The organism is Myxococcales bacterium (assembly GCA_022184915.1).
Lineage (GTDB): Bacteria > Myxococcota_A > Polyangia > Fen-1088 > Fen-1088 > JAGTJU01.
In genome coordinates, this window is the sequence record JAGTJU010000004.1 from 26,508 (window position 1) to 50,558 (window position 24,051).

The window sequence follows — 24,051 nt, forward strand, 5'->3', positions numbered from 1 at the left end:
AATGCGCCCTCCCCGGCGTGATGTCCGGTCTCGGGCGCGAAAAAATCCTTCTCCGCGCGGCCGCACGGACCTGCGGTCGCCGTTCGGCAAAGGAGCGCGTCGCTGGACTCTCCGGCGGGCTTTCGGGGCCTGCCCGGTGGGCTCGGGGCGCAGGGTAGGCCACCCTGGCCATTCCGCGGAGCGTTGGTTAGTATCCGCCCGTGACCGCCTCTCACCGCCCCTTTCTCGACGAAGACTTTCTGCTCGAATCCCGCACGGCGCGTTGGCTGTATCACGACGTTGCGAAGCCCCAGCCCATCATCGACTACCACTGTCACTTGCCGCCCGCCGAAGTGGCCAGCAACCACCGGTTTCGAAACCTCTTCGAGATCTGGCTGGCGGGCGACCACTACAAATGGCGAGCCATGCGCTCATGCGGTGTGCCCGAGCGCCTGTGTACGGGGGACGCCAGTGACTGGGACAAGTTCGAGGCGTGGTCGGCCACGGTGCCCCAGACGCTGCGCAACCCGCTTTACCATTGGACCCACCTCGAGCTGCGCGACCCTTTCGGAATTGAAGGCAAGCTGCTTTCGCCCCACACGGCGCGCGAGATCTGGGACGCCTGCAACGCGAAGCTCGAGACCGACGCCTTCCGCACCCAGGGACTGCTGGCGCACTTCAACGTGGTGGCGGTGTGCACCACGGACGATCCCACCGACGATCTGTCGGCGCACAGGCGCCACGGACAGCTGCCGTCGCCCGCGACTCGTCTTTACCCCACGTGGCGGCCCGATCGCGTGCTGGCGGTGGACAAGCCCGCCCTGTGGAACGCGTGGGTCGACAAGCTGGGCGACGTTGCCGGCGTTGCGATTTCATCCTTGGACGATCTGCGCCAGGCCCTCCGTCGCCGGCACGACTATTTCCACACACAGGGCTGTCGCCTCTCGGACCACGGCCTCGAGACCGCTTACGCCGCAGCCTACACCGAAGCAGACCTCGTTCGCGCGTTCGAGGGCGCGCGCGCGGGACGTGCGCCGTCCCCCGAGGACCTCGAGCGCTTCCGCTCGGCCTTGCTCCACGAAATGGCGCTGTGGGACCACGAGCGCGGCTGGGTGCAGCAGTTCCACTTCGGAGCTTTGCGGAACAACAACACGCGCGCCTTCCGCTCGTTGGGCCCCGATACGGGCTTTGATTCGATGGGCGACTGGCCCATTGCCTCTTCGCTGTCACGCTTCCTCGATCGCCTGGACGAAACCAACCAGCTGGCCAAGACCATCCTCTACAACCACAACCCGCGCGACAACGATCTGTTCGCAACGATGATTGGCAACTTTCAGGACGGCTCCGTCCCGGGGAAGATGCAGTTCGGCGCAGCTTGGTGGTTTTTGGACCAGAAGCAGGGCATGGAGGCGCAGCTCGATTCGCTTTCGGCCATGGGCATCCTCTCCCGCTTCGTGGGTATGCTGACGGACTCGCGCAGCTTCCTCTCGTATTCGCGGCACGAGTACTTCCGCCGCATCCTGTGCAACAAGCTGGGGGACGAGGTCGAGCGGGGGTTGTTGCCGTCGGATCGAGGCTTGCTCTCGGCGCTGGTCAAGTCCGTTTGTTTCGACAACGCACGCGACTACTTCGGTTTGCCGCTCGGGCAGGGGCGTGGGCCGTCGTAAGGCTTCGGCTCCGCCCGTCGCGCCCGGCCTGACCCACGTGGACGGGACCGGGCACGCCCATATGGTCAACGTTGGTGACAAACCGGAAACGTTGCGCCGGGCGGTGGCTTCGGCAGCGGTGAAGATGAGCCCCGCGGCGTACGCGGAGGTGGCGGACAACACCAACAAAAAAGGCGACGTCTTGGCGGTGGCGCGTGTGGCGGGCCTTTCCGGGCTCAAACGCACAGCCGAGCTCGTGCCCCTGTGCCACCCCGTGCGTGTGGTGGGATCGAAGGTGGAGCTCTCGCTGGATGCCGCGCTTCCGGGCGTTCGCGTGAGCGCCACCGTGGAGGCTTTCGACCGCACAGGGGTGGAGATGGAGGCCATGATGGCCGCCAGCCTCGCCGCCCTCACGGTCTACGACATGGTCAAGGGCCGCGACCGCGGCGTCGAAGTGCAAGCCTTGCGGCTCGAGGAAAAATCTGGAGGCCGCAGCGGCCTCTGGCGGCGTTCCCCGTAATGGGGAATATTAGTCAACGCAACCAGCTTCAACTCCATGGAAAAAGCCAAAATCGTCATCATCGGGTCCGGGCCGGCAGGGTTTACCGCTGCCATCTACGCGGCGCGCGCCAACCTCGCGCCCATCATGTACGAAGGGGGGGGCGGTTACGTCGAGCCCCTCACCGTGCCCGGTGGCCAGCTGATGATCACGACCGAGGTGGAGAACTACCCTGGTTTTCCCGAGGGTATCGAAGGTCCACACCTCATGGACCTTCTGCGCAAGCAGGCCCTGCGCTTCGGCACGGACGTCCGCACTGCCGACGTGACCGAGGTCGACTTGTCCAAGCGGCCCTTCATCGTCAGCTCCGGCGACGAAAAGATCGAGGCCGAGGCCGTCATCATCGCCACGGGCGCATCGGCCAAATGGCTGGGGATTCCCTCGGAACAGAAGTTTCAGAACCACGGCGTCAGCGCCTGCGCTACCTGTGATGGGGCTTTCTTCAAGGAAAAAGAGCTCATCGTGGTGGGCGGCGGCGATACGGCGATGGAGGAAGCCACCTTCCTCACCCGCTACGCAAGCAAGGTCATGCTGGTGCACCGCCGAGCAGACTTCCGTGCCTCGAAGATCATGGTGGAGCGCGCCCGCAAAAACCCGAAGATCGAATTCCTTACACCCTACGTGGTGGAAGAGATCTTGGGCGAGTTGCCCCGGCCGGGCGTCAAGGCCGTTGTGCTCAAGAACGTGGAAGACGGCTCGACCCGCGAAGTTGCTTGTGGGGGCGTCTTCGTGGCCATCGGGCACCGTCCGAACTCCGACCTTTTCGGCCGCTGGCTCGACACTGACGAAGCGGGCTACCTGAAGGTGAACCCGGGCAGCACGCGCACCAAGATCGAAGGGGTCTTCGCCTGTGGTGATGTGGCCGACAAGGTCTACCGTCAGGCCATTACCGCCGCGGGCACAGGCTGCATGGCCGCCATCGACGCCGAACGCTTTCTCGCTGAGCACGAGTGACGACGCGCCTTCCGCCGGGCGGGAACGGCGGGCATAATCGCCGCGTGAGCAGGCGAATCGACCCACACGCGCACGATCCCTCGGCTCCCGAGGCGGGGGCCGGAGGCCCCTCGCACGACACGAACGACTCCGGCGCGGCAAGCGCGCCGCCCCGCGAGGACGATTTTTCGGAGTTGGACGATGGGATCACCGGCGACGCCGCCGCCTCGGCGCCTGCAGGGGCCGTGCGGAGGGAGCCGCTGCACCTTCCGGCAGCGCCGGCAGGCATCTTCCCTGGGCCCGCCCCCAGCCAGGCCTTCGCGGAGCCCGACGCGCGGGTGCCGCACTTGGCGAAGGTGAACATGTTCTCGGGGCTTACCGCGACCTATCTCAAGCGCATCGCGTCGTTGTGTACCGAGGAGCACCATCCCGAGGGCGCTTTCCTGTTCCGCGAGGGAGAGCCTGGGGACAAGCTGTACATCATCGTCGAGGGGGCTGTGCGCATCGTGCGCCAGGTTTCCGGTATGGGGGAAGAGGCCTTGGCGGTGTTACGGGCCGGTGACTACTTCGGAGAAATGGCTCTCATCGACACCTTTCCGCGCTCTGCCGATGCCTGCGCGCACGAGGCCTGTCGTGTCCTGGTGATGGACAAGCAGAAGCTCGAGGATCTGCTCTTCGTCGACCGGGATCTCGCCTACGATCTGCTCTGGAACTTCGTGCGGACCCTGTCGGGGCGCTTGCGTCAAACGAACGACAAAATGACCTTTCTCGCGGTGACCAACCGATTCTGAGTACCGGCTCGTTCGTCGCCGCGCGCTCGCCCCGCGCCGCGGTGCTCAACGCGTGAACGGTCGAGACGCGGGTTTCCGCACCTTTTCCCCGGTGCACCGTTTTCGGGGCTCCCCCGCAGAATTTGGGGGTCCACGAGCCCTGGGCGTTCACAACCCTTGCGCGACCCCTTGATCTGGGCAGCGGGGCGTGTTACCTCGCAGCCGCCCATCGACCCTGAAGCAAAAAAACTATGGCGACAGGCCGGCAACACCGGTGCTGTCGGAATCGAGATAGCCATCGCCATCGTGATCGGCTACTTCGGGGGCCAATACCTTGACGGACAATTTGGAACCACACCCTGGATCTCCTGGATCGGCTTCGCGGCTGGCGTCGGCGCCGGCATCAAGGCATTGGTTCGGGTCACCCGGCAGTACAACCGCGAGCAGCGCGACGACGCCCCTCCGCCGCCACCCCCTTCTCGTTCGTGACCTTCCATGACCCCGCGCCCGCCAAGCTTCGTGTCGCGCATCGACCGCACCAACCTGGTGCTGGGCGCCGCCGTGACCGCCGTCTGTGGCCTTCTGTGGGGCCTTTCCGGAACGCTGGCGGCGGGCCTTGGGACCGTGCTCGGCGCGTTGAATTTTTGGGCGTTGCACCGGCTTGGCCGGGGCATCGTGAAGCACGCTTTGGCCGGGGAGGTCACGGGCCGGGTCGCCGGGTTGGTGCTGCTCCTCTTCCTCAAAATGGGACTGCTCTTCGGTTGCGTGTGGCTGGCGGTGGTCCGCGGGGGGCTTCCCGTTCTGCCCTTCACCCTGGGAATCTCCGTGTTCGTCGTTTCCGTCCTGGGCGCCAGCTTGGTCCGCGCCCCTCTCGCTCCGGCCGAGGAGGCCTATCATGGGTAATCACAGCACCTGGTTCGACCTGCTTCCAGGGTACGAGACTCTGAAGCACAACCTGCAGATCTACCTCGGACGAGAGTGGACCTGGCAGGTCTTCCAGAGCACCCACTTCGAGATCACCCACGTCATGGGGGGCATCTTGGTGGTGCTCTTGGTGGCGTTTTTCGGCTTGCGTTTCCTCGCTGCGGTCAAGGGCGCCCCTGATGGGGGCCTGCTTCCGCCGAAGCGCTTCGGCCTACGCGCGCTGATGGAGATGCTGGGCGACACCATCTACGGCCTGATGGAGAGCGCCATGGGCCCCAAGGACGCGCCGAAGTACCTGCCCCTCGTGGGCACGCTCTTCGTGTTCATCCTGTTTTCGAATCTGCTCGGCCTCATCCCCGGCCTGCTGCCGCCCACGGACACCATCAAGACCAACCTTGCTCTCGCCGGCTTGGTCTTCGTCATGACACACCTGTACGGCCTCAAGGCCCATGGACTTGCCTACCTCAAGCACTTCCTCGGCCCCGTGTGGTGGCTGTCTTGGCTGATGCTTCCGATCGAGCTCGTCAGCCACGTGGCACGGCCCGTGTCCCTCTCGATGCGTCTCATGGGCAACATCGCCGCGGACCACAAGGTGGGCGTCGTGTTTTTCGGTCTCGTGCCCCTGCTGGTGCCCGTGCCATTTCTCGTGATGGGCGTCTTCGTGTCGTTCGTCCAGGCCGTTGTCTTCTCCTTGCTCTCCACCATCTACATCGCGACGGCGGTGGCCCACGAGGAGCATTGAGGGTCACGACGAGGCCATGCCGCGGCCCCGCGAATCACGCGGTCCCGTCGATGCCTGTTGCGTTTTAAGTCATCTCCGAATAAACAGCCCCCCGCAAGAACCAAGCGTCGCCCGCTACTGTCTGCACACCCCGGAAAATCCCCAAAGAGGAGTCTGCCAATGTCCCGCATGAACAAGCTTTTCATCCCCTTCGCCGCCTTCGTCGTGGCGCTGCTCTCGAGCACCTCTGCGTTCGCCCAGGACGGGGCGGCAGATGGATCCCGCGGCTGGCTCGGCATTGCAGCAGCTTTGGCCATCGGCCTGTCGGCTTTCGGTGGCGCTTTGGCCCAGGGTCGTGCGGCCGCGTCGGCGCTCGACGGCATCGCGCGCAACCCACAGGCTTCCGGCAAGATCTTCGTTCCGATGATCGTGGGCCTGGCACTCATCGAGTCGCTGGTCATCTACGGCCTCATCATCGCGTTCCAGCTCGCCGGCAAGATCTGAACTCAGCCTCCGTCTGCTGTTCGGGCGCCCTCTTTCCACTCTGGGGGCGCCTTTTCGTATTTCAAGGTTTGCGAACGGCTGAACGTGGGGCTCGACGCATCCGTCGTCAGAGGCGGCCGCTCACCTCGGCGGCCACCTCGCGAAGCGGCACGAAGCGTGCCCGGGCGGTTTGGCAGGCTTCCAGGGTGGCGTCGAGGGCATCCAGTTTCCGAACGAGGCTGACCCGCAGATCGGGTTGTTTGTTCACGAGGGCGGAAGCAAGCCCATCGCCGGTGGCGTCGCACAGGTCGATGCCGTGAAGCTCGAAGTTGAAGAAGTCCCGAGACAAGGCGCTTGCCACCAGGGCCCGTCTGAGCACTGCGGGGGCTGTGACAAGGGCGGTGCCGATCACCGGCAGCCTCAAGACGGGCGTGACCGAGACCGGCAACTCGACGAGGTCGAGTTGGCCCCGGGCATAGGGATTCTCCGCCGCCGGGCGATAGGGACGCGTGGGCGCACGTAGCACGCGCGGGCTGCCCAAAATGCTGCCCGACTGCCTCCCGAGCACGCGCATGCCCCCCATGACGAGCGCTTTTGCGGCGTAGTAGGGCACGGAGGGAAACACCGACGAGTCGTAGCGGTACCCGCGTTCGGCCAACAACGTCAACACCGTGCGGGTCACCTCGTAGCCGGGGGCCCGAAAGCCCACGGGGGCCTGCCCGGCGGTCTGCGCGATGACCGCATGGGCCCGGTCGAGCTCGGCAGCGATCTGCGCAGCGGACAAGCGCACGAGGTCGTAGGGATGGGTGTGGCTGTGGCTGGCAAGCTCGTGCCCTTCGGCCGCAAGGCCACGGAGCAGGCTCCGGCCCTCCTCGTCCTCCTCGAGATCCTGACCGACCACGAAGAACGTAGCCTTCACCCCATGCTTGCGGAACAGCGCGCCGAAGCGAGGCAGGCACCGGCGTAACACGGCAAAGCGGGCCCCCTCGGGCACGGGCTCCGCAAGCGCGTGGATCCGGTGGTAGCAGGCGAGGGCGTCGAGATCGACTGAAACGGAAACCGTGACACTCACGCGGGCATGGTAGCAAATCACCAGGGACGGTAAGGTGGTGGCGATGCCTCGAAACGCCGTGACCTCTCGCCGAGCCGATCGCGCCCTCTCTGCCATGTCCTACCAGGTGGCCCTCTCGGCTCCCGCCCGGCATGAGTTGTCCGTGACGATGGAGGTCCCCGCGCTCGACCAGGACACCTGCGTCCTCGCCTTTCCGGTCTGGACGCCAGGAAGCTACATGGTGCGCGATTTCTCCCGCAACGTCTTCGAGTTGGAGGTCACGGATCGGCAGGGCAAGCCCTTGCCGGTCGAGCGTCTCGAGAAGCACCGTTGGCAGGTCAAGACGGGGGGCCGGCCCTTCCGCGTTTGCCACACCGTGTTTGCCTACGATCCCAGTGTCCGGGCGGCCTATCTCGACACCGACCGCGCGGTCCTCAATGGCACGAGCTTGTTCTTCTTCGTCGAGGGCCACGTCGAGCGTCCCTGCACGCTGTCCATCGACGCGCCTGCGGGCTGGACGACCTCCGTGGCGTTGCCTCGCAAAGGAGGCAAGTACCTCGCCGTCTCCTACGACGAGCTCGTGGATTCCCCCTGTGCGGTGGGAAAGCACGAACGGTACGCGTTTCGGGTCAAGGGTGTTCCCTTCGAGATTGCGTGGATGGGAGGCTCGAACGCCGACATGGATCGGGTCGTGGCGGGGGTGAAGAAGATCGTACAAGCCACCGGCACCCTCTTCGGGGGCTTTCCTTTCGAGCGGTATGTCTTTCTCGTGCAGACGCAGCCTCGACGTGGGGGAGGTCTCGAGCACGCCGCCTCGTGCACACTCAACGTGGACGCCATGGGGTTCGGCAGCGAGGCCGGTTACCAGAGCTTCTTCGAGTTGGTGGCCCACGAGTTCTTTCACGCCTGGAACGTCAAGCGCATCCGTGATGTGGTGCTGGGTCCCTTCGACTATGGCAAGGAAAACTACACGCGGCTTCTGTGGTTTCACGAGGGGTTCACCGATTACATGGAAACGCAGCTCGTCCTGCGGGCCGGGCTGCTCTCCCTCGATAAGTTCCTGGACGACACAGCAAAGCAGTGGCGCAGCTACGTCAACAAGCCCGGGAGGAACCGAACGCCGCTCTCTGAGCTTTCGTTCGAGGCCTGGATCAAGCAGTACAAGCCGAGCGAAGTGTTCACGAACCGCGCGATCAGTTACTACGAAAAGGGGCGTTGGGTCGCCTTCGTTTTGGACCTCATGATGCGAGAGCGCACGCGTGGGCGGCAAGGGGTTCCCGAGCTGTTCGTGTGGCTGTGGAACAACATCGCAAAGGCCGGTCGCTCCCTCACGGCCAGCGACATCCTGCACGCCGCGAACGAGGTCGGCGGGGCCGATTACACCAGCGTCTTTGCACGCTACGTGGACGGCACCGATGAGCTGCCGTTCCCGCGGCTCTGCGCGCACGCGGGCTTGTCCGTCGAGGCGAGGGATGCGGCTCGCGAGGAAAAAGATGCCCTGGCCCAGCGGCGCAAGCGGGCCTGGGCCGGGTTCACAATCAGAGGCGGGGCCTCGGGCGATGCGGCCATCGTGCAGAACGTTTTGCCCGACTCGCCGGCGGAGCGTTCGGGGCTGTCCTTTGGCGACCACGTCGTGGCCGTCGCGGGCCACAAGGTCGATGCCACCAACGTCTTCGAGCGCATTGCCGACCACGACGAGGGCGCCCGCGTGAAGCTCACCTTTTTCCGTGACGAATGGCTGCGCGAGGTGGAAGTGAAGCTGGGGCGGAACCCTGACCAGACCTTCAAGCTGTCGATCGATCCGAAGGCGGGTGCGACCGCGCGGGCGGTTCTGCAGGGCTGGCTGGGCCTCGACGCCCAGGCGATGGAGGTGGCCCGGGGCAAACCCGCTCGCCGATCGTGAGCGGTGGCGCCATCGCGCCAGGGAGCGATGCTAGACTTGGATCATGGCCCTCCGTCACCGCCCCAAGCTCGAGCGTGCGATCATCCTCGTGGCCGATGGCGTTGGATGTGGTCAGGCCCGCGACGCGGCCGCCTACGGCGATGCGGGTGCCAATACGCTCGCCAACGTCGCGCGCGCCGTGGGCGGGTTGCAACTGCCCCACTTGCAGACCCTGGGGCTCGGGCACGTGACGAAGGTGCTGGGGGTGCCGCCCGTAGCCGACGCGCAAGGGGCGTACGGCAGCTGTGAGGAGACCTCGGCCGGAAAGGATACGATTACCGGCCACTGGGAGCTGGCCGGTCTCGTCACGGCCGAGCCCCTACCCACCTTCCCCCAGGGCTTCCCGCCAGACCTGCTTGATTCTTTGAAGGCGGCCTCCGGTCGCGGGGTCTTGGGCAACAAAGCCGCCTCGGGCACTGAGATCATCGAGGAGCTCGGCGTGGCCCATCTCGCGTCCGGTGACCTCATCGTTTACACGTCGGCCGATTCGGTTTTGCAGATCGCTGCTCACGAAGCCGTCGTGCCGGTGGAAGAGCTCTACCGGATCTGTGAAGCGGCGCGGGGGCTCGCCGACGCACGAGGCATCGGTCGCGTGATCGCCCGTCCCTTCGTGGGACGTCCGGGGGCGTTTCGGCGCACCTACAGCCGCCGGGATTGGCCCTTGCTGCCTCCCGCCGCCTCGTTGCTCGACCGCGTCTGTGCGGCCGGTCTGCCCGTCGTGGGGGTGGGCAAAATTCACGACATCTTTGCCGGACGGGGCTTGACCGCATCGATTCACACCGAAGGAAACCCCGACGGTATGAATCACACGCTTGCGGCCCTCTCCACGACAGACCGGGGGCTTGTTTTCGTGAACCTCGTCGACTTCGACATGCTCTACGGTCATCGCAACGACGTATCTGGTTTCCGCAACGCGCTCGAGGATTTCGATCGCTGGATGCCTCGTTTCCTGGCGGCGCTTCGTCCCGGAGATCTCGCCTTCATCACGGCCGACCATGGCAACGATCCAACCCGACCGGGAACCGACCACACCCGGGAGCGCGTGCCTCTGTTGGCTTTCGGGCCGGGGTGGCGTACGGGCCCGCTTGGTGTGCGCGAGAGCTTCGCCGACGTGGGGCAGACGATTGCCGAGGGGTTCGGGCTGGATCCGCTTGCGAACGGCCGATCCTTCCTGGATATGATGGTCGGGTGAAATCCTCGTCGCCCCGGCCTGTCCCGCGCTGGATCGCCACCAAGCGCGACGGTCTTGCCCTCGCCCCCGACGTCATCGACGCCTTCGTCGAAGGCGCGGCTGACGGTTCCATACCCGACTATCAGCTGTCGGCCATGCTGATGGCCGTACTATTCCGAGGGCTGACGGAGCCCGAACTCGTACGCTGGACCCAGGCCATGATCGCGTCGGGTGACACTCTGTCCCTCGAGGGCATCGAGGGCTTCAAGATAGACAAACACTCGACGGGCGGCGTCGGTGACAAGCTCTCGTTGTGCCTGGCGCCGGCCGTGGCGGCTTGTGGCGTGCGCGTGCCGATGTTGGCGGGTCGTGCGCTCGGGCATACCGGCGGCACCCTCGACAAGCTCGAAGCGATCGCCGGCTTCCAGGTGGCTCTGTCACCTGCGGCGTTTCGCAAGGCGCTCCGCCAGGCGGGCTGGGTGATCGCAGGGCAGACGCCGAAGCTCGTGCCCGCGGATCGGGTGTTCTACGCACTTCGCGACGCCACCGGCACCGTCGAAAGCGTGCCGCTCATCGCTTCGTCGATTCTCTCGAAAAAGATCGCGGGTGGCGCGGACGCGTTGCTGATGGATGTGAAGGTGGGCAAGGGCGCGTTCATGCCCTCGATGGCGAAGGCCCGTGAGCTTGCGGCGACCATCGTGAAGCTGGGCAACGCCGCGGGTCTCGAGACGCGCGCGGTGCTCACCGACATGGACGATCCCCTCGGGCGCGAGGTGGGCAACGCCAATGAGGTCGCGGAGGCCATCGAAGTGTTGAAGGGCGAAGGGCCCGCTGACACCCGCGCGCTCACGGTGGCCCTGGGAGCGCAGATGCTGCTGCTCGCGCGCACGGTCGCATCCGTTTCGGAGGGCAAACAGGCTGTGGCCAAGGCTCTCGATGACGGAACGGCGTGGGAGCTCTTTCGCAAAGGCGTGGCTGCGCAAGGAGGCGATCTGCGCCAGGTCGACGAGCCTTCCCGCCTTCCCCGGGCGCGCCGAAGCTGGGTGTTCGAGGCTCCCCGTGGGGGGGTGGTGGGTGGCATCGATGCGCGCCGCGTGGGGCTCGCCGCCACCGTGCTCGGTGCCGGGCGCTCGCGCAAGGAAGACGCGGTGGACCCGGGCGTGGGCATCACGTTCCACGTGCGTCGTGGGGCACGGGTCGGGCGCAAAGAACCCCTGTGCACGGTCTGGTACAACGACGCGCGACGCCTGGAGGCGGCACGGGTCGAGCTGGACGCGGCGTTTTCGCTCGACGCCCACGCCCCCGCACCTCGTAGGCTGCTCCGAGGAACCTTGTCATGAAACCGACCTCGACCTATTACGACCGCGTGCGCGGGGCGGCAGAGGCCGTCTCGGAACGCCTCGATGCCGCCCAGGCCGACGTGGCCGTGGTGCTGGGCTCGGGCCTGGCCGGTGCGGCTGCGGTTCTGGAGAACGCGCGCTCCGTCCCTTACGCGTCCTTGCCCGGCTTTCCGGAGACCACCGTGGCGGGGCACCCAGGCCGCCTGGCGTGCGGGCTCGTGGCAGGCCGTAAGGTCCTCTTCTTCTGCGGGCGGGTTCACAGCTACGAAGGTTACCCTTCCTCCGAGGTGGGGTTCGGCGTCCGGCTCTGTGCCACCTTGGGGGTGGGCACCCTCATCGTGACGAACGTGTCGGGCGGCGTCGATCCGGCCTTGAAGGTGGGCGAGATCGTCTCGATTTCCGATCACATCAACCTCACCGGCACCTCTCCTCTCACAGGCCCCAATGACGAGCGCTTCGGACCGCGCTTCGTCGACATGACCGACACCTATACCCCCGAGTTGCGCAAGATCGCGGCCGAGGCGGCTCACGAACTCGGGCTGGGTGTGCTGCGCGAGGCGGTCTACGCCGGCATGGCGGGCCCACAGTACGAGACACCCGCCGAGGTCAGGATGCTACGTTTGCTCGGCGCAGGCCTCGTGGGCATGTCCACCGTGCCGGAGGTGATCGTTGCGCGTCACGCGGGCTTGCGGATCCTGGGACTCTCGCTGGTGGCCAACCCCGCTGCGGGGGTGGAGGCGGCGCCGCTGCGGCACGAGGACGTCACAGACGCTGCCGCAGCGGGCACCAAGAGAATGGGCGCGCTTTTGGCCGGCATCGTACGCCGATTGTGACGCTCCAAGGCGCCCCGCGGATGCAGGGGCCCCGACGGGTCGCCGCGGGGCCGTGATTAACGCGACGCTCGTTTCCTATTTGTTTCGGAAAGTTGCCTGTACGTAAACAAGCCGTTTCTCTTCCGATAAATCAAATAGGTGCCAGACGTAAGGGTTTGTAACTCGATTCCGAGTCTTGTTTCCTTGGCGGCATGGAAACAGCTCTGAAGATCGACACGGGTGACACGGCCTGGATCTTGGTTTCGACGGCGCTGGTGCTTCTCATGACACCTGGCCTCGCGTTCTTCTACGGCGGCATGGTGCGGACGAAGAACGTGCTTTCGACCATCATGCACAGCCTGTTCGCGATGGGCCTCGTGACTCTCGTCTGGGTGACGGTGGGCTACACGTTGGCCTTCGGCTCCGACAAGGGCGGGGTGATCGGCGGGTGGGAGCACCTCTTTTTGGCAGGCGTGGGGCTCGACCCGAAGGAGGGCATGACTATCCCCCATGCGCTCTTCATGGCCTTTCAGATGATGTTTGCCATCATCACGCCCGCGCTCATTTCGGGAGCTTACGCAGAGCGGTTGAAGTTCCGGGCCTACGTGCTGTTTTCCACCCTGTGGCTGCTGCTCGTCTACGCCCCGTCGGCTCACTGGGTGTGGGGCGGTGGGTTCCTCGCCGGCATGGGCGCGCTCGACTTTGCGGGCGGCACGGTGGTTCACATCAACGCCGGGATCTCGGCGCTCGTTTTCGCGATGGTGCTGGGGCCGCGTAAGGGCTTTCCGCGCGACAAGCACATCCCCCACAACTTGACGATGACCGTGCTGGGCACGGGGCTTTTGTGGTTCGGCTGGTTCGGCTTCAATGCGGGCAGCGCACTTGCGGCCAATGGGCTGGCCGCCATCGCTCTCGTCAACACGCACGTTGCGGCCGGAACGGGGGCCGTAGCTTGGACCGTGGTCGAGGCTCTTCGCTTCGGCAAGGCCAACGCGTTCGGGTTTGCCTCGGGTCTCGTGGCCGGGCTCGTCGCGATTACCCCCGCGGCGGGCTACGTGAGCCCCATGGCCTCGGTGATGATTGGCCTTTGTGCAGGTGTGGTTTGCTACGGCGCGGTCATCCTGAAAGAGAAGCTGGGGTACGACGACAGCCTCGACGCCTTCGGCGTGCACGGGGTCGGCGGCATCCTCGGCGCTCTTTTGACGGGCGTCTTTGCGGAGAAGGTCTGGAACGCAGCCGGAAACGACGGACTGCTCGCTGGCAACCCTGGGCTGCTATGGACACAGGCCGTGGCCACCTTCGTTTCCATGGCGTACTCGGCCGTGGCCACGTTCCTCATCGTCAAGCTGGTCGAAAAAACGGTGGGTCTGCGCGTCTCCGAGGAGGTCGAGTACGATGGTCTCGATGTCAACCTGCATGGCGAGCAGGGCTACGCGATGGGGCCCACGGCGCAGGCCCACTCGATTCTCGCTCCGGGCGGAACAGCCTTGGCAGCGGAGGAAGCTGCCGCAGTCCGCGCCGGGTCGTAGACCCCCTTCTCGCGCGCACACGGCGGCGGGCCGGGTTCTCGAGAGCACCGGCCCGCGTCTCATTGGGTTCCGCTGCGGTGGATGGCGTGCAACCAGTTCCACAGCTTGGTGACGTCGGCGTCCTTGATGTGGTTGAGCACGGGCATGGTCCCGTCAACGTATCCGGTGACCTTTTCGTGGAGGCTCGGGATCTCGCCCTCGTTCGTTTGTGCCAGGGGAGGGATGCGCCGGTAGGCGTCCATGTGGCTCAGGAAGTCAGGTCCGCGGGTCGCGCCTTGTCCGCCGATGCCGTGGCAGGCCTGGCAATGCTGCAGATAAAGCTTCCATCCCGCTTTGTTCGGCACACGGCGGGTGGGCTGCGCCAGCTGTGCCTCGAATGCGCGCCAGGTCACGAGACGAATCGAGGCAAGTTGCGTGGGTGAATGCCACAGGATGTAGCGGCCGGCCTTGCGGCCATAGACCACCTTGGGGCAAGTCAGCTCGAACTTCTTGTCAACGGGGTAGGTGCTGCTGAACCGTTCGAGCACGTCTCCGTGGAAAAACGCCACGAAGAGCGCATCGACCTCGGGCCGATCGCTCAACTTGACCGGGATCTGCATGCCATCCGTGTACGCGAAGACCACTGTGTCGACCCGCTTCGGCGTCGCGAGCTGGCCGAGCAGTTTGCGCAGGGGTAGGCCGCGCACGCTGTGCTCCCGGCCGTCTTGCACGTCGAAGACCTTCGTTTGCTCCAGCACGTCCGCGTTGAGGATGACCTCGCGACGGGCGTTCGGGGCACCGACGATCGGGCCCTCCTCGACCACCAAGGGCGCCGCCGCGTCTGCCCAAGCGGGGGGCGCGGCCAGCAGGAACACGCACACAAGGAACTTCTTCATGAGATGTCAGTCAGCAAAGCGTATGCCTCGCGGTAGGCGACTTTTGGCGGGCAGATTCGGTGGAAGCTGCACCCGCCCACGATATTCCCAGCACGATTTGCGCGTACGGTGCCAGCCCGCCAGGCGGGTATGGTATTCGTACGAGGTATGGAGATCGTGGGGCGACCTACCGACGTGATGACCGGGCAAGAGGTGGCTGCATGAGCCAGTCGCCCGATCTTCGCCTGCTGCAGGCCAATGAACGCACGTTCCTTGCCTGGATTCGGACGGGTCTGGCCCTGGTCACGTTCGGGTTCGTCATCTCGCGCCTGGGCTCGTGGCTCGTACCCGGCGTGGCGGCGCCGCCCGAGCCTCGCTATCGCCTGCTGACGGGCGCCGCATTGGGCGGAGCCTTCGTCGTGGTGGGTGTCGCGGTCAACGGCTTGGCCCTGGCCCGGTACGTGTCCGCCCGGCGCGCCCTTTTCCGTGGCGAGGACGGCGACACGCACGCCTGGATGCCGCTCGCGTTCGGCGCGCTCGTGACTCTGCTTGGTCTCTTGATCGGGCTCTTCGTGGTCTGGGGCTTCTGAAGCCGGCGGTGGCCCGGCCCTAGCCCAGCTTGGCGAGCCGCTTGAGGTCCTCGGGCCGGCCCGCGACGAGCAAGGCATCGGAAGGCGTCAGCGGTTTTTGCGGGTCCGGAAGGCCGATGCGGTCTGTGAGCATGTCGTGAACGGCCACCACCTGGATGTGCCTCTGCTGGGTCAGGCGAAGATCGATGAGACTCTTTCCCTCCCAGGAGGCGGGGACCGCCATCTCCTGGATGGCGAATTGGTCGGTGTAGGTGACGTACTGGAGCAGGCTTCCCGTGGTGACCTTGGAGGCCAGGTTCCGTGCCGCCTCTTTCTCGGGGAAAATCGTGTCGCTCGCACCGAGCGCGGTCACGATGCGGGCCTGCTCTTCGGACCTGACCTTGACGTAGATCTCACTGATTCCGAGATCGTGTAGCCCCAAGAGGGCCAAGATGCTGGCGCCGAGATCACCACCTGTCGAGATGATCCCCGCATCTGCATCCGAAGCGCCTGCCGCCTCGAGCACGCCCTTTTTCGTAGCGTCTCCCACGAGCGCCCGCGTGACGAACGGGCCGATGGCGTCCACGGCCTCGGCTTGCTTGTCGAGCACGACCACGTCATGTCCGCTCTCGTAAAGGCGGCGGGCCACCGAGGAGCCGAAGTTTCCAAGACCAATGACTACGAATCGTTTCATCTTCGTTCTTTTCGAGGCGATCGAGTACGGCACTTCAGCCGATCATGATGTCCTCTTGGGCCAGCCGAACGATCGCCCGTGTCCGGCGGGTGCGCAGAATCATGGCTGCGAAGAAGGAAAGCAAGCCCACGCGGCCAATGAACATCAGAAGGATCACGACGACGAGCCCCCAGCTTCGCAAGGCCAGCGTCTCTCCCATCGAAAGGCCCACCGTGGAGAGGGCGCTGACGGACTCGAAGGCGATGGGCAGAAACTGTGCGTGGGTTTCGCGGGCCGAAAGACCACTCGACTGGATCGCGTTAAGGGCAAAGAACGCGGCCGTCAACACGGCGACGTAGAGCAAGCCCACCGAAGCGGCGCGTTCCACCGTGGCGTCGGGAATGCCGCGGGCGTGCATCGCCACTTTCCTTTTTCCCACCAGCCGAGACACCCCCATCGCTACCAAGAGCGCCAGGGTCGTCGTCTTGACGCCTCCTGCCATCGAACCCGGCGAGCCGCCTACCACCATCAGCATGATGGTGAGCGAGGCAGAGTCGATACGCAGCTGGCCGTAGTCCACTGCATTGAAGCCCGCCGTGCGGGGGGTCACGGCCAAAAACCACGCGTTGGCCAGCTTGGAGGGCAGGTCGAAGCGGGCCAACACGCCGTTCCACTCGAAGAACGCAAAGAGGAGGGTGGGGCCCAGCAAGAGCAGGCCCGTGGTCACCAATACGGCCCAGGTGTGGCTCGAAAGCCTCCGCGCTCCCCGGAGCCTGCCTTGTTTCCACCAGGCCAGGAGTTCGGAGAAGGTGAGGTACCCAGTGCTTCCGGCCACGATGATGAGGGACACCACGACGAGCACCCCGGGGTGGTCGTTCATCGGAACCAGTGAGTCAGTGAACGTGGAGAAGCCCGCGTTGCAAAAGGCACTCACCGAATGAAACACGGCGTGCCACAGTGCCTCGTACCAGGGAAAATGTGGCCAAAACAGCGCAAACAGGATGAGAGCCCCGGCCGCCTCGAAGAGAAGAATGAACCGCGTGAGTGCGCCGAGCACCTCGACCACGTCGGAGTTTCCGCTGTGGTGACCGGGATGGGAAAACGCCAACGTCTCCGAACGCAACGACAAGCGCCGCCCGAGCACGCCCACGATGAGCGTGGTGAGCGTGATGAAGCCCAGACCGCCAAGCTGGATGAACAGCAGAATCCACAGCTGCCCCCAAAACGTGAAGTGGGTTGCGGTGTCCACCAGGATGAGCCCCGTCACGCAAACGGCGCTCGTCATCGTGAAGAGGGCGCGTAGCAGGCTGAGCGGCTCCCCGACGTAGAAGGCTTGCACCTGCCACAAGCCCAGCGTGCCCACCCCGATGAGAACGACGAAACTGAACAGGAAGAGGGCCGGTGGCGACAGCCTTCGCCATAGCAAGAGCGGATTGAGCGAGCGGGTTCCAGGAGGCCTGGGCATGTGCGCTGATCCTCGCTCAGCGCCCGGAGGCGTCCTGGCAAGCTTCCACTTCCAGGAGCCGGCTTCGAACGGCCATCAAACGGTCTCGCTTTTCGTCGTCTGCGAAGGCATAGGTCAGCCTCATATCTGGCGTGAGCTTATAGCGGCTACCCTTCGCCTGAACCAGACGCAATACCTTGGCGGGCGATAGTCGGGCGTCGGGCCCCAGGTGGAGGACGAAGCGGGCGGGTCCGAGCTCGAACGACAACGCGCCGATGCGGCGCACCACGAGCTTGTCCGTCATCACCGTTGCCAAAAGCTTCGCCTCGTCAGGCGGTGGACCATAGCGGTCTTCGAGTTCTTCCAACAGGGCCGCGATCTCCGACTCGTCGTTGGCCATCGCGAAGCGCCGGTACAGGTCGAGCCGCTGCCCGGTTTCGGGCACGTAGTCGTCGGGCAAAAACGCCGGCACGTCCACAGACATGTCCGGATCGAGCGGTGGCTTGAGCGGTTCGCCCTTGAGCTCGGCTACGGCTTCTTCCAAAATGCGGGCCCACGTCTCGAAGCCCACGGCTGCCACGGCTCCTGACTGCTTTTCGCCGAGCAGTTCCCCGGCACCCCGGATCTCGAGGTCGAAGGTGGACACCTGGAAGCCTGCGCCGAGCTCGGTGAATCGCTGCAGCACGGCCAGTCGTTGCTTCGCCTCGGCGCTCAGACCCTCGCCGGGAGGGATCACGAGGTAGCAGTACGCCCGCTCGCGGGAGCGGCCGATGCGCCCCCGGAGCTGATAGAGCTGGGCCAGGCCGAAAGCGTCGGCCCGGTTCACGATCATCGTGTTGGCACGCGGGATGTCGAGCCCGGATTCGATGATCGTGGTCGAGCAGAGAATGTCATAGCGGCCGTCGACGAAGTCGATCATTACCCGCTCGAGCTCGGACTCGGGCATCTGGCCGTGCCCCATCGCCACCCGTGCGCCCGGCGCCAAACGGCGAATTTCCGTCACCCATTTTTCGAGGTCCTGCACGCGGTTGTGCACGAAAAACACCTGACCACCTCGCCCCAGCTCCCTTGTGATCGCTTCTGCCAGCAACGCCGGGTCGAAATGACAGACGAAGGTGCGAATGGCCAAGCGATCGGCTGGTGGGGTGGCGATGATGGAGATCTCGCGCAGACCGCCCATGGCCATTTGCAGTGTTCGTGGGATCGGTGTGGCCGTCAGCGTGAGGACGTCGACTTGGGTGCGTAGCTTCCGCAGCCGCTCCTTGTGAGCCACGCCGAAGCGTTGTTCTTCGTCGATGACGATGAGCCCCAGGTTTTTGAAGTGAACGTCTTGGGAGAGCAACCTGTGCGTGCCGATCGCCACATCCAAGCTGCCCGCCGCCAACGTCTGGAGCGTCTTCGTTTGTTCCGCCCGCGTGCGAAAGCGCGACAGCGAGCCCACGGTGACGGGGAAATCTTTGAAGCGCTCGGAAAAGGTGAGGAAATGCTGCTCGGCCAGCACCGTGGTCGGAGCCAAAACGGCTACCTGCTTGCCGGCCAACACGGCGAGCAACGTGGCCCGCAGCGCGACCTCCGTTTTGCCGTACCCCACGTCCCCGCACACCAGGCGATCCATCGGCGAGGGGGTCTGCATATCTTGCAGAACGGCGTCGATCGCCTTGGCCTGGTCAGGTGTCTCCTCGAACGCAAACGACTCCTCGAACTCGCGGAACACGGCATCGGGCGGCGGAAACGCCTCGCCGGGCAGCGCCTTGCGCTGCGCATAGAGCTGCAACAACTCCTCGGCGACTTTGCGAGCCTCGAGCGACACGCGCCGGCGCTTGTCCTGCCAGGTCTTTCCACCCAGCTTGTCCAGCTTCACCGTGGCGTTCGTGGGTCCTCCAGACCCCACGTACCGGCGCAGCGCCGACAGGCGGTAGACGGGCAGGTACACCGTGCCGCCGTCGTACTCGAGGTGCAGGAAGTCTTGTTTGATCCCCCGAAGGTCCAGGGTCTTGAGCCCAAGATAGCGGCCCACCCCATGTTCGTCGTGAACGATGGCATCGCCGAGCGTCAGCGTCCCGAGATCACCCAAGTTCGCCGTGCGACGGGTCTCTGGACGCCGGTGCGCTTTGGGCCCAAAAACGTCTTCTTCGGTGACGACCACCACGCCATCGGCCGGGAGGCGGAAGCCGTGGGAAATGTTGCCCCAGCTGAGATGAACCGGTTTTCCTGGCGCAAGCGCCAGCCACTGCCCCAGGGTGCGGGCCGGTGCCTCACCGCGCTTGGGAAGGTGAACTTCGAGGTCCAGGGCCTGTAAAACGGCGGCCAGGCGCTCGGCATGCCCCCGGCCGGGCGCCACGAGCACCACCCTTTGTCCTGCGCGTTGCCACGATTCCACCCGTCCCTTGAGCGCCGTGCCCAGCTCGGCGTCACCGTGCTCCGTCCGGGCTTGCTGAAGCTCCGCGCGCAAGGTGGTGTTGGGCTCCGAGGCCAGGACGAGCGCCGGCACGCTGCCCTCTTCTTCGCCACGGCTCGTCATCGCAAGGGGCAAGAGGTCGAGGCGGCGGTGCCGCGCCATGGCCGCGTGCGCTTCGGACAGCTCCAAGAAGAACGCCGACGGGTCGAGGGCGATGCGATGCTCCGCCCTGCGGGTTTCGGCGCTGGTGGCGAGGCGAATCAGGTTCCGATGGGCCTCTTCGGAGACGGCCTGAGGGTCCTCCATGACCAACAGGGTGTCGGCGGGCAGGTATTCGAAGAACGAGGCCAAGCGCGCATGGAAGGCTGGCATCAGCGCCTCGATGCCGAAGAAGTCGAGCCCTTGTTCGATCTGCTCGATGAGGACCCGCGTCTTCGACGAGGGCTGATCGACGGCGTCTGCCGCGGCCATGATCGCTTCGCGGGGATTCGCCCCCGGGGAGACCAACGTCTCCTTGACGGGATGCAGGTGAAGCCGCTCGAGCGGTCGCAGGGTACGCTGGGTGACGGGATCGTAGCTACGCAGGGATTCGAGGTCGTCGCCGAAGAACTCGAGCCGGATGGGATGCCGGTAAAGAGGAGGAAAGACGTCGACCACCGCCCCGCGCACGGCAAAGGTCCCGGGATCCTCGACCAGGGGCGCGCGGCCGTAGCCGGCGTGGAGGAGGTCATCAACCAGCGCGTCCCGATCGCAGGCGGTGCCCACGTCCAGCACGCGGCTGCGCAGAGCCAGCACCTCCGGAGGTAGCACCCGACGAAACAGCGCCCCGGCAGACGCGACGAGGGCCGCCGGCGTGAGCCCCGCCATCAGGCGGTAGCTCAACGCCAGCCGGCGCATGATCGTGCGCCGATCCGGTTGCATCTCGGCGTAGGGCGACGCCTCGAGCGCGGGCAGGGTCGCCACCTGGGCGGTCCAGAGGTCCTCCGGCGCGTGGCTGTCGTCGGATTCGGGACCCAGAAAGAACCCGAGCTCGGCGGCCCGCGCCTCGGCGGCGTCTTCGTTCGCGGTCACGTAGAGCAAGGGTGCAGCTCCGCCCGACCACCGCGAGCGCGCCTCGGCGGCCAAGGCTGCGCCCAGGCCTCCTACGGCGCCGACCACCTGCACGTGCCGGCCTGCCGTCGTGGCGGCCTGCGCGAAGGCGGCCAAAAGGTCGCGAACGCGCGCCCCCGGGTTCGGGGCGAGGTCATCGCCGCGTGGATCGAAGCCCATGTGTGGCCCGAGTGCCTGCCAGCGCCTCGCTGTGCTGTCAAGCCGCCCGGGGAAGGTGGAGCCGTGCCGCGAGGGACGTTGACCAAACACCGCAAAGGGGTCTATCGTTTCCAGTCTGTTGGTGCGGAACTCGCCGCGCCCCGCCTTTTTCGGAGGAGATCATGATGCGTGCCCCCCGTCGTTTGTCACTGGCTGTCCTCTCTCTTGCGATGGCGCTGGGTGGCGCCAGCTGCGCGAAGAAGGGCGGTCCCGTCTCGGTGACGCGGGTCGACCCGGAAACCGGCACCACGGGCGGAGGCGATCAGGTCACCATCAAGGGCGCGGGCTTCGAGCCCGGAACCACCACAGCAGATGTGCGCTTCGGTCGAAAGCGCGCCGAAGGGGTGGTCATCGCGTCGACCACCGACATCAACGTGACCACGCCGAGCAGCGAACGTGGTCCTGTCGACGTCACGGTGATTCTCAACGACGGCACGGCGTTCACCATCCCCAACGGCTTCCGTTACGTCGAGCCGCAAGACTCCGCAAAGGTGCGCGAGGCCTACCTCAAGACCGAAGGCAAGTGAGGCCAAGTTCGACCCGCGCAGGGCCGGCTCGACCGGTCCGCGCGGCCTGCGCAGGCCCGCGTGCGCTTTAGCTGCGAAACGAGACCCGGAAGAGCTGCTGGCCCATGAGCAGCAGGCTCCCGGAGGGAATGACGCGCTCACCTTCGATGCGGATGAACGTGCCGTTCGACGAGCCGAGGTCCTGCAGGTACACCATGCCGTCGCGCACGGAGATGCGCGCGTGCGTGGCTGACACGTAACCGTCTTCTGGAAAGAGGATGTCTCCGCGCTCACGGCCAAGCACGATCGACTCCTCGAAGATGGGGAACGCAGGGCCGTCCACGTCGCGTCCCACAATCACGGAGATCCGTCCCCAGTACCCGGGATTCGGGGTGCCGATGACCTCAGTGCCATCCTCGAGCGGCTCAGGTGGAGCGATGACGTCGAAGCGCAGCAGCTCTTGGCCGATCCGGAAGATGCTGCCTGAATCGAGCGCTTCTTCCTCGGCGAGCTTCACGAAGACACCGTTGAGGCTCTTCAGGTCGCGTACCACCAACCCACTCGTCTGAAGCGAGAACTCCGCGTGCCGCGGCGAAAGGTAGGGGTCTGCATCGAAAAGGGAGCCCTGGCCCCGCCCGATGAGATTGTCACCCTCGGAGATCGTATGCTGACCACCTTCCGAACCGTCGGGGCGGATCAGGGTCAAATGCCCTTGCGGCACGCTCTTCGGGGGTGTTGCGATATAGAGGGTCCGCGCGACCGCAGCGGCGGCCGCAGGCTTCGCCTCGGGGCTTGGCCCCGGGTTCGAGGGGGCCCTTAGCCGAAAGCCGCAGCGGCCACAGAACGCGTTCGAGCTTTGGATGGGGGCGCTGCACTTCGGGCAGGCGTGACCCGCTGCGGTCTGGGCATCGTTGCTCGGGGTGACCGCCACCGCCTGGGCCCCCGAAAGCGCCGCAGGCGCCGGCGCAAAAACAGGCTCGGGCCGTGGCGCAGGCGTTTTGGGTTCGGCGGCCGGCAGCGGCGCTACCGCAGGGCTCGGCGTTTGTGCGGCTGGCGAAAACGGCGAGGCGGCTGGCGAGGTGACACCCAGGGGGGAGGCCGAAAGGCTGGTCCCCTTGCCCGTGGGGATCGGCGGCCCCCCTGCCGGCGCGGGAGCCAGGGGGGGCGGCGTGTAGCCGCGGGCGATGGGCGCGCTCAGCGAGGGGCGTCCCCCGCTGACCAAACTGCCTGCCGCGGTTCTCGTGGGTGCCAGCGGGGCAGGGGCGGCCGCCGGCGCTACGGCGGAGGCGCCGGTGCTCCTCGGTGGCAACTTGGCACCGCATCCCAAGCAGAACTTGTAGTGGTCCTGGTTTTCTTTGCTGCAGCTTGGGCAGACGATCACGACATGCTCCCGGGAGCGAACGTTGAGTGAGACCTTATCACATCAAGGGCGAATGAACCTGCCACCTACGATATCTCCACGCGCAGCAGCTGCTGACCGATGAAGACATAGTCACCATGGTGCAGGAGCATCTCGTCGGCAATGCGCGTGAACGTGCCGTTCTTCGAGCCCATGTCGCGCAGAGTGAAGCCCCCTTCCGCGTCGATCGAGAGCTCCGTGTGAATGCCGGAGATGAACGGGTCATCGGGGAAGTTCACGTCGCAATTTTCGCGGCCAATCGTCAACTTGTCTTCGCGCGCTCGATAGATGAGGCCAATGTCACCGCCTCGTAGGCGCTGAATGAGCTTCATTTTCGAGGCGCGGCGGGGGCTTGCGTAGAAGTACGTTCCCTCGGCGTCGGGCTGCGGGCCCATGTCGGGGGCCACCGCTTCTATCTCCAAGAGCTGCTCGCCTACCAGGAACACCGAGCCGGAATCGAGGTGGGTCGGCTGCTTGATCCGCATGAACACCCCATTCACCGATTCTTCGTCCCGCACGAAGAGCTTGTCGTCCTTGTAATAGAAGTTCGCGTGCCGAGGAGACAGCAAGGGATCGTCCGGGAAAAGAATGTCTCCTTCCTCGCGCCCCGCGACGTGTTCCGTGCCGCTCAGCTGGTACGAAACTCCATCGGGGATCTCACCGCGCACCAAGATCAACTTGGCGCGGCCGGGGACCTGCACACCCGAAAAGAACATCGTTTTGCCCCCGGAAGCCATCTGGGGTGCGGGCCCGGCAAGGGCAACGTCGTCCATCCGGTTGCCGCATTGACCGCAAAAACGATCGGCGCCCGGCACTTGGTGAGAGCAGTTGGGACAGATCTTCACTGACATGGGTGACACTCCCCCGTTTCCGCTGGGCTTTGCCGCAGACGAGCTGTTTCCTACGCTTAGACCCTGACGCTCGGCCACGCCGGCCAGGAGCTCCAGAGCCTCTCCGCAGTGGTTGCACGTGGTGACGCCCAGGTCCAACAGGGCATCACACGCGGGGCAAACCAAGCCGATCAACATTCTTTCCCTCGG

The 24,051-nt window shown here is 65.5% G+C and carries 22 protein-coding genes; 15 read left to right on the forward strand and 7 right to left on the reverse strand.

The genetic code is table 11. The annotated features are described in order from the left end of the window. Window positions 1-200 precede the first annotated feature (200 nt). From uxaC to KA712_15160, 8 genes are all read left to right on the forward strand, one after another. A complete protein-coding gene (uxaC, locus tag KA712_15125) occupies window positions 201-1,646 on the forward strand; it encodes a glucuronate isomerase (protein ID MCG5054294.1) in 1,446 nt (481 codons plus the stop codon). A 61-nt stretch (window positions 1,647-1,707) separates the two neighbouring features. Next, a complete protein-coding gene (gene moaC / locus KA712_15130; GenBank protein MCG5054295.1) occupies window positions 1,708-2,145 on the forward strand; it encodes a cyclic pyranopterin monophosphate synthase MoaC in 438 nt (145 codons plus the stop codon). 36 nt (window positions 2,146-2,181) lie between these two features. Beyond that, window positions 2,182-3,138 (forward strand): thioredoxin-disulfide reductase, encoded by a 957-nt coding sequence (trxB, locus tag KA712_15135; protein MCG5054296.1) that lies wholly within the window; start codon window positions 2,182-2,184, stop codon window positions 3,136-3,138. A gap of 341 nt (window positions 3,139-3,479) precedes the next feature. After that, complete coding sequence (locus KA712_15140; protein MCG5054297.1) at window positions 3,480-3,908, forward strand: cyclic nucleotide-binding domain-containing protein; 429 nt, start codon at window positions 3,480-3,482, stop codon at window positions 3,906-3,908. A gap of 156 nt (window positions 3,909-4,064) precedes the next feature. Next, complete coding sequence (locus KA712_15145) at window positions 4,065-4,376, forward strand: AtpZ/AtpI family protein (protein MCG5054298.1); 312 nt, start codon at window positions 4,065-4,067, stop codon at window positions 4,374-4,376. A gap of 6 nt (window positions 4,377-4,382) precedes the next feature. After that, complete coding sequence (locus KA712_15150; GenBank protein ID MCG5054299.1) at window positions 4,383-4,790, forward strand: ATP synthase subunit I; 408 nt, start codon at window positions 4,383-4,385, stop codon at window positions 4,788-4,790. Further along, window positions 4,783-5,553, forward strand: a complete 771-nt coding sequence (atpB, locus tag KA712_15155) for a F0F1 ATP synthase subunit A (GenBank protein ID MCG5054300.1) — start codon at window positions 4,783-4,785, stop codon at window positions 5,551-5,553. The genes KA712_15150 and atpB overlap by 8 nt, the downstream gene beginning before the upstream one ends. A 159-nt stretch (window positions 5,554-5,712) precedes the next feature. After that, on the forward strand, window positions 5,713-6,036 hold the full coding sequence (locus KA712_15160; protein ID MCG5054301.1) for an ATP synthase F0 subunit C: 324 nt from the start codon (window positions 5,713-5,715) through the stop codon (window positions 6,034-6,036). 106 nt (window positions 6,037-6,142) lie between these two features. Here the strand turns inward: KA712_15160 and KA712_15165 are convergent, their stop codons facing one another. Beyond that, window positions 6,143-7,183: a polysaccharide deacetylase family protein gene (locus tag KA712_15165; protein MCG5054302.1), complete on the reverse strand. Its 1,041-nt coding sequence runs from the start codon at window positions 7,181-7,183 to the stop codon at window positions 6,143-6,145. Between KA712_15165 and KA712_15170 the strand changes: the two genes are divergently transcribed. The 5 genes from KA712_15170 to KA712_15190 all read left to right on the forward strand — a co-directional run bounded on the left by KA712_15170 (window position 7,182) and on the right by KA712_15190 (window position 13,860). Then, window positions 7,182-8,969: a PDZ domain-containing protein gene (locus KA712_15170; protein ID MCG5054303.1), complete on the forward strand. Its 1,788-nt coding sequence runs from the start codon at window positions 7,182-7,184 to the stop codon at window positions 8,967-8,969. The genes KA712_15165 and KA712_15170 overlap by 2 nt on opposite strands. A gap of 43 nt (window positions 8,970-9,012) precedes the next feature. Continuing rightward, on the forward strand, window positions 9,013-10,200 hold the full coding sequence (locus tag KA712_15175) for a phosphopentomutase (protein MCG5054304.1): 1,188 nt from the start codon (window positions 9,013-9,015) through the stop codon (window positions 10,198-10,200). Window positions 10,201-10,232: 32 nt separating this feature from the next. Next, window positions 10,233-11,519 (forward strand): thymidine phosphorylase, encoded by a 1,287-nt coding sequence (locus tag KA712_15180; GenBank protein MCG5054305.1) that lies wholly within the window; start codon window positions 10,233-10,235, stop codon window positions 11,517-11,519. Beyond that, on the forward strand, window positions 11,516-12,352 hold the full coding sequence (locus KA712_15185; protein MCG5054306.1) for a purine-nucleoside phosphorylase: 837 nt from the start codon (window positions 11,516-11,518) through the stop codon (window positions 12,350-12,352). Before KA712_15180 ends, KA712_15185 begins: the two co-directional genes overlap by 4 nt. Before the next feature lie 191 nt (window positions 12,353-12,543). Next, a complete protein-coding gene (locus tag KA712_15190; protein MCG5054307.1) occupies window positions 12,544-13,860 on the forward strand; it encodes an ammonium transporter in 1,317 nt (438 codons plus the stop codon). Window positions 13,861-13,919: 59 nt separating this feature from the next. Here the strand turns inward: KA712_15190 and KA712_15195 are convergent, their stop codons facing one another. Next, window positions 13,920-14,735: a cytochrome c gene (locus KA712_15195; protein MCG5054308.1), complete on the reverse strand. Its 816-nt coding sequence runs from the start codon at window positions 14,733-14,735 to the stop codon at window positions 13,920-13,922. Between the two features lie 200 nt (window positions 14,736-14,935). Here KA712_15195 and KA712_15200 point away from each other — a divergent pair, with 200 nt between their 5' ends. Next, window positions 14,936-15,304: a DUF202 domain-containing protein gene (locus KA712_15200; protein ID MCG5054309.1), complete on the forward strand. Its 369-nt coding sequence runs from the start codon at window positions 14,936-14,938 to the stop codon at window positions 15,302-15,304. 19 nt (window positions 15,305-15,323) lie between these two features. Here KA712_15200 and KA712_15205 read toward each other — a convergent pair whose 3' ends face one another. Genes KA712_15205 through mfd form a run of 3 tightly spaced genes read right to left on the reverse strand, consistent with a single transcriptional unit; the run spans window position 15,324 to window position 21,067 of the window. After that, the gene (locus KA712_15205; GenBank protein ID MCG5054310.1) at window positions 15,324-15,977 is read right to left on the reverse strand and encodes a TrkA family potassium uptake protein; all 654 of its coding nucleotides are present in this window, start codon (window positions 15,975-15,977) and stop codon (window positions 15,324-15,326) included. Between the two features lie 34 nt (window positions 15,978-16,011). Next, on the reverse strand, window positions 16,012-17,421 hold the full coding sequence (locus KA712_15210; protein ID MCG5054311.1) for a potassium transporter Trk: 1,410 nt from the start codon (window positions 17,419-17,421) through the stop codon (window positions 16,012-16,014). A gap of 16 nt (window positions 17,422-17,437) precedes the next feature. After that, window positions 17,438-21,067, reverse strand: a complete 3,630-nt coding sequence (gene mfd, locus KA712_15215) for a transcription-repair coupling factor (protein MCG5054312.1) — start codon at window positions 21,065-21,067, stop codon at window positions 17,438-17,440. Between the two features lie 161 nt (window positions 21,068-21,228). Between mfd and KA712_15220 the strand changes: the two genes are divergently transcribed. After that, a complete protein-coding gene (locus tag KA712_15220; GenBank protein MCG5054313.1) occupies window positions 21,229-21,633 on the forward strand; it encodes an IPT/TIG domain-containing protein in 405 nt (134 codons plus the stop codon). 67 nt (window positions 21,634-21,700) lie between these two features. Here KA712_15220 and KA712_15225 read toward each other — a convergent pair whose 3' ends face one another. Then, a complete protein-coding gene (locus KA712_15225; protein ID MCG5054314.1) occupies window positions 21,701-22,993 on the reverse strand; it encodes an FHA domain-containing protein in 1,293 nt (430 codons plus the stop codon). 65 nt (window positions 22,994-23,058) lie between these two features. After that, on the reverse strand, window positions 23,059-24,039 hold the full coding sequence (locus tag KA712_15230) for an FHA domain-containing protein (protein MCG5054315.1): 981 nt from the start codon (window positions 24,037-24,039) through the stop codon (window positions 23,059-23,061). Between the last annotated feature and the right edge of the window lie 12 nt (window positions 24,040-24,051).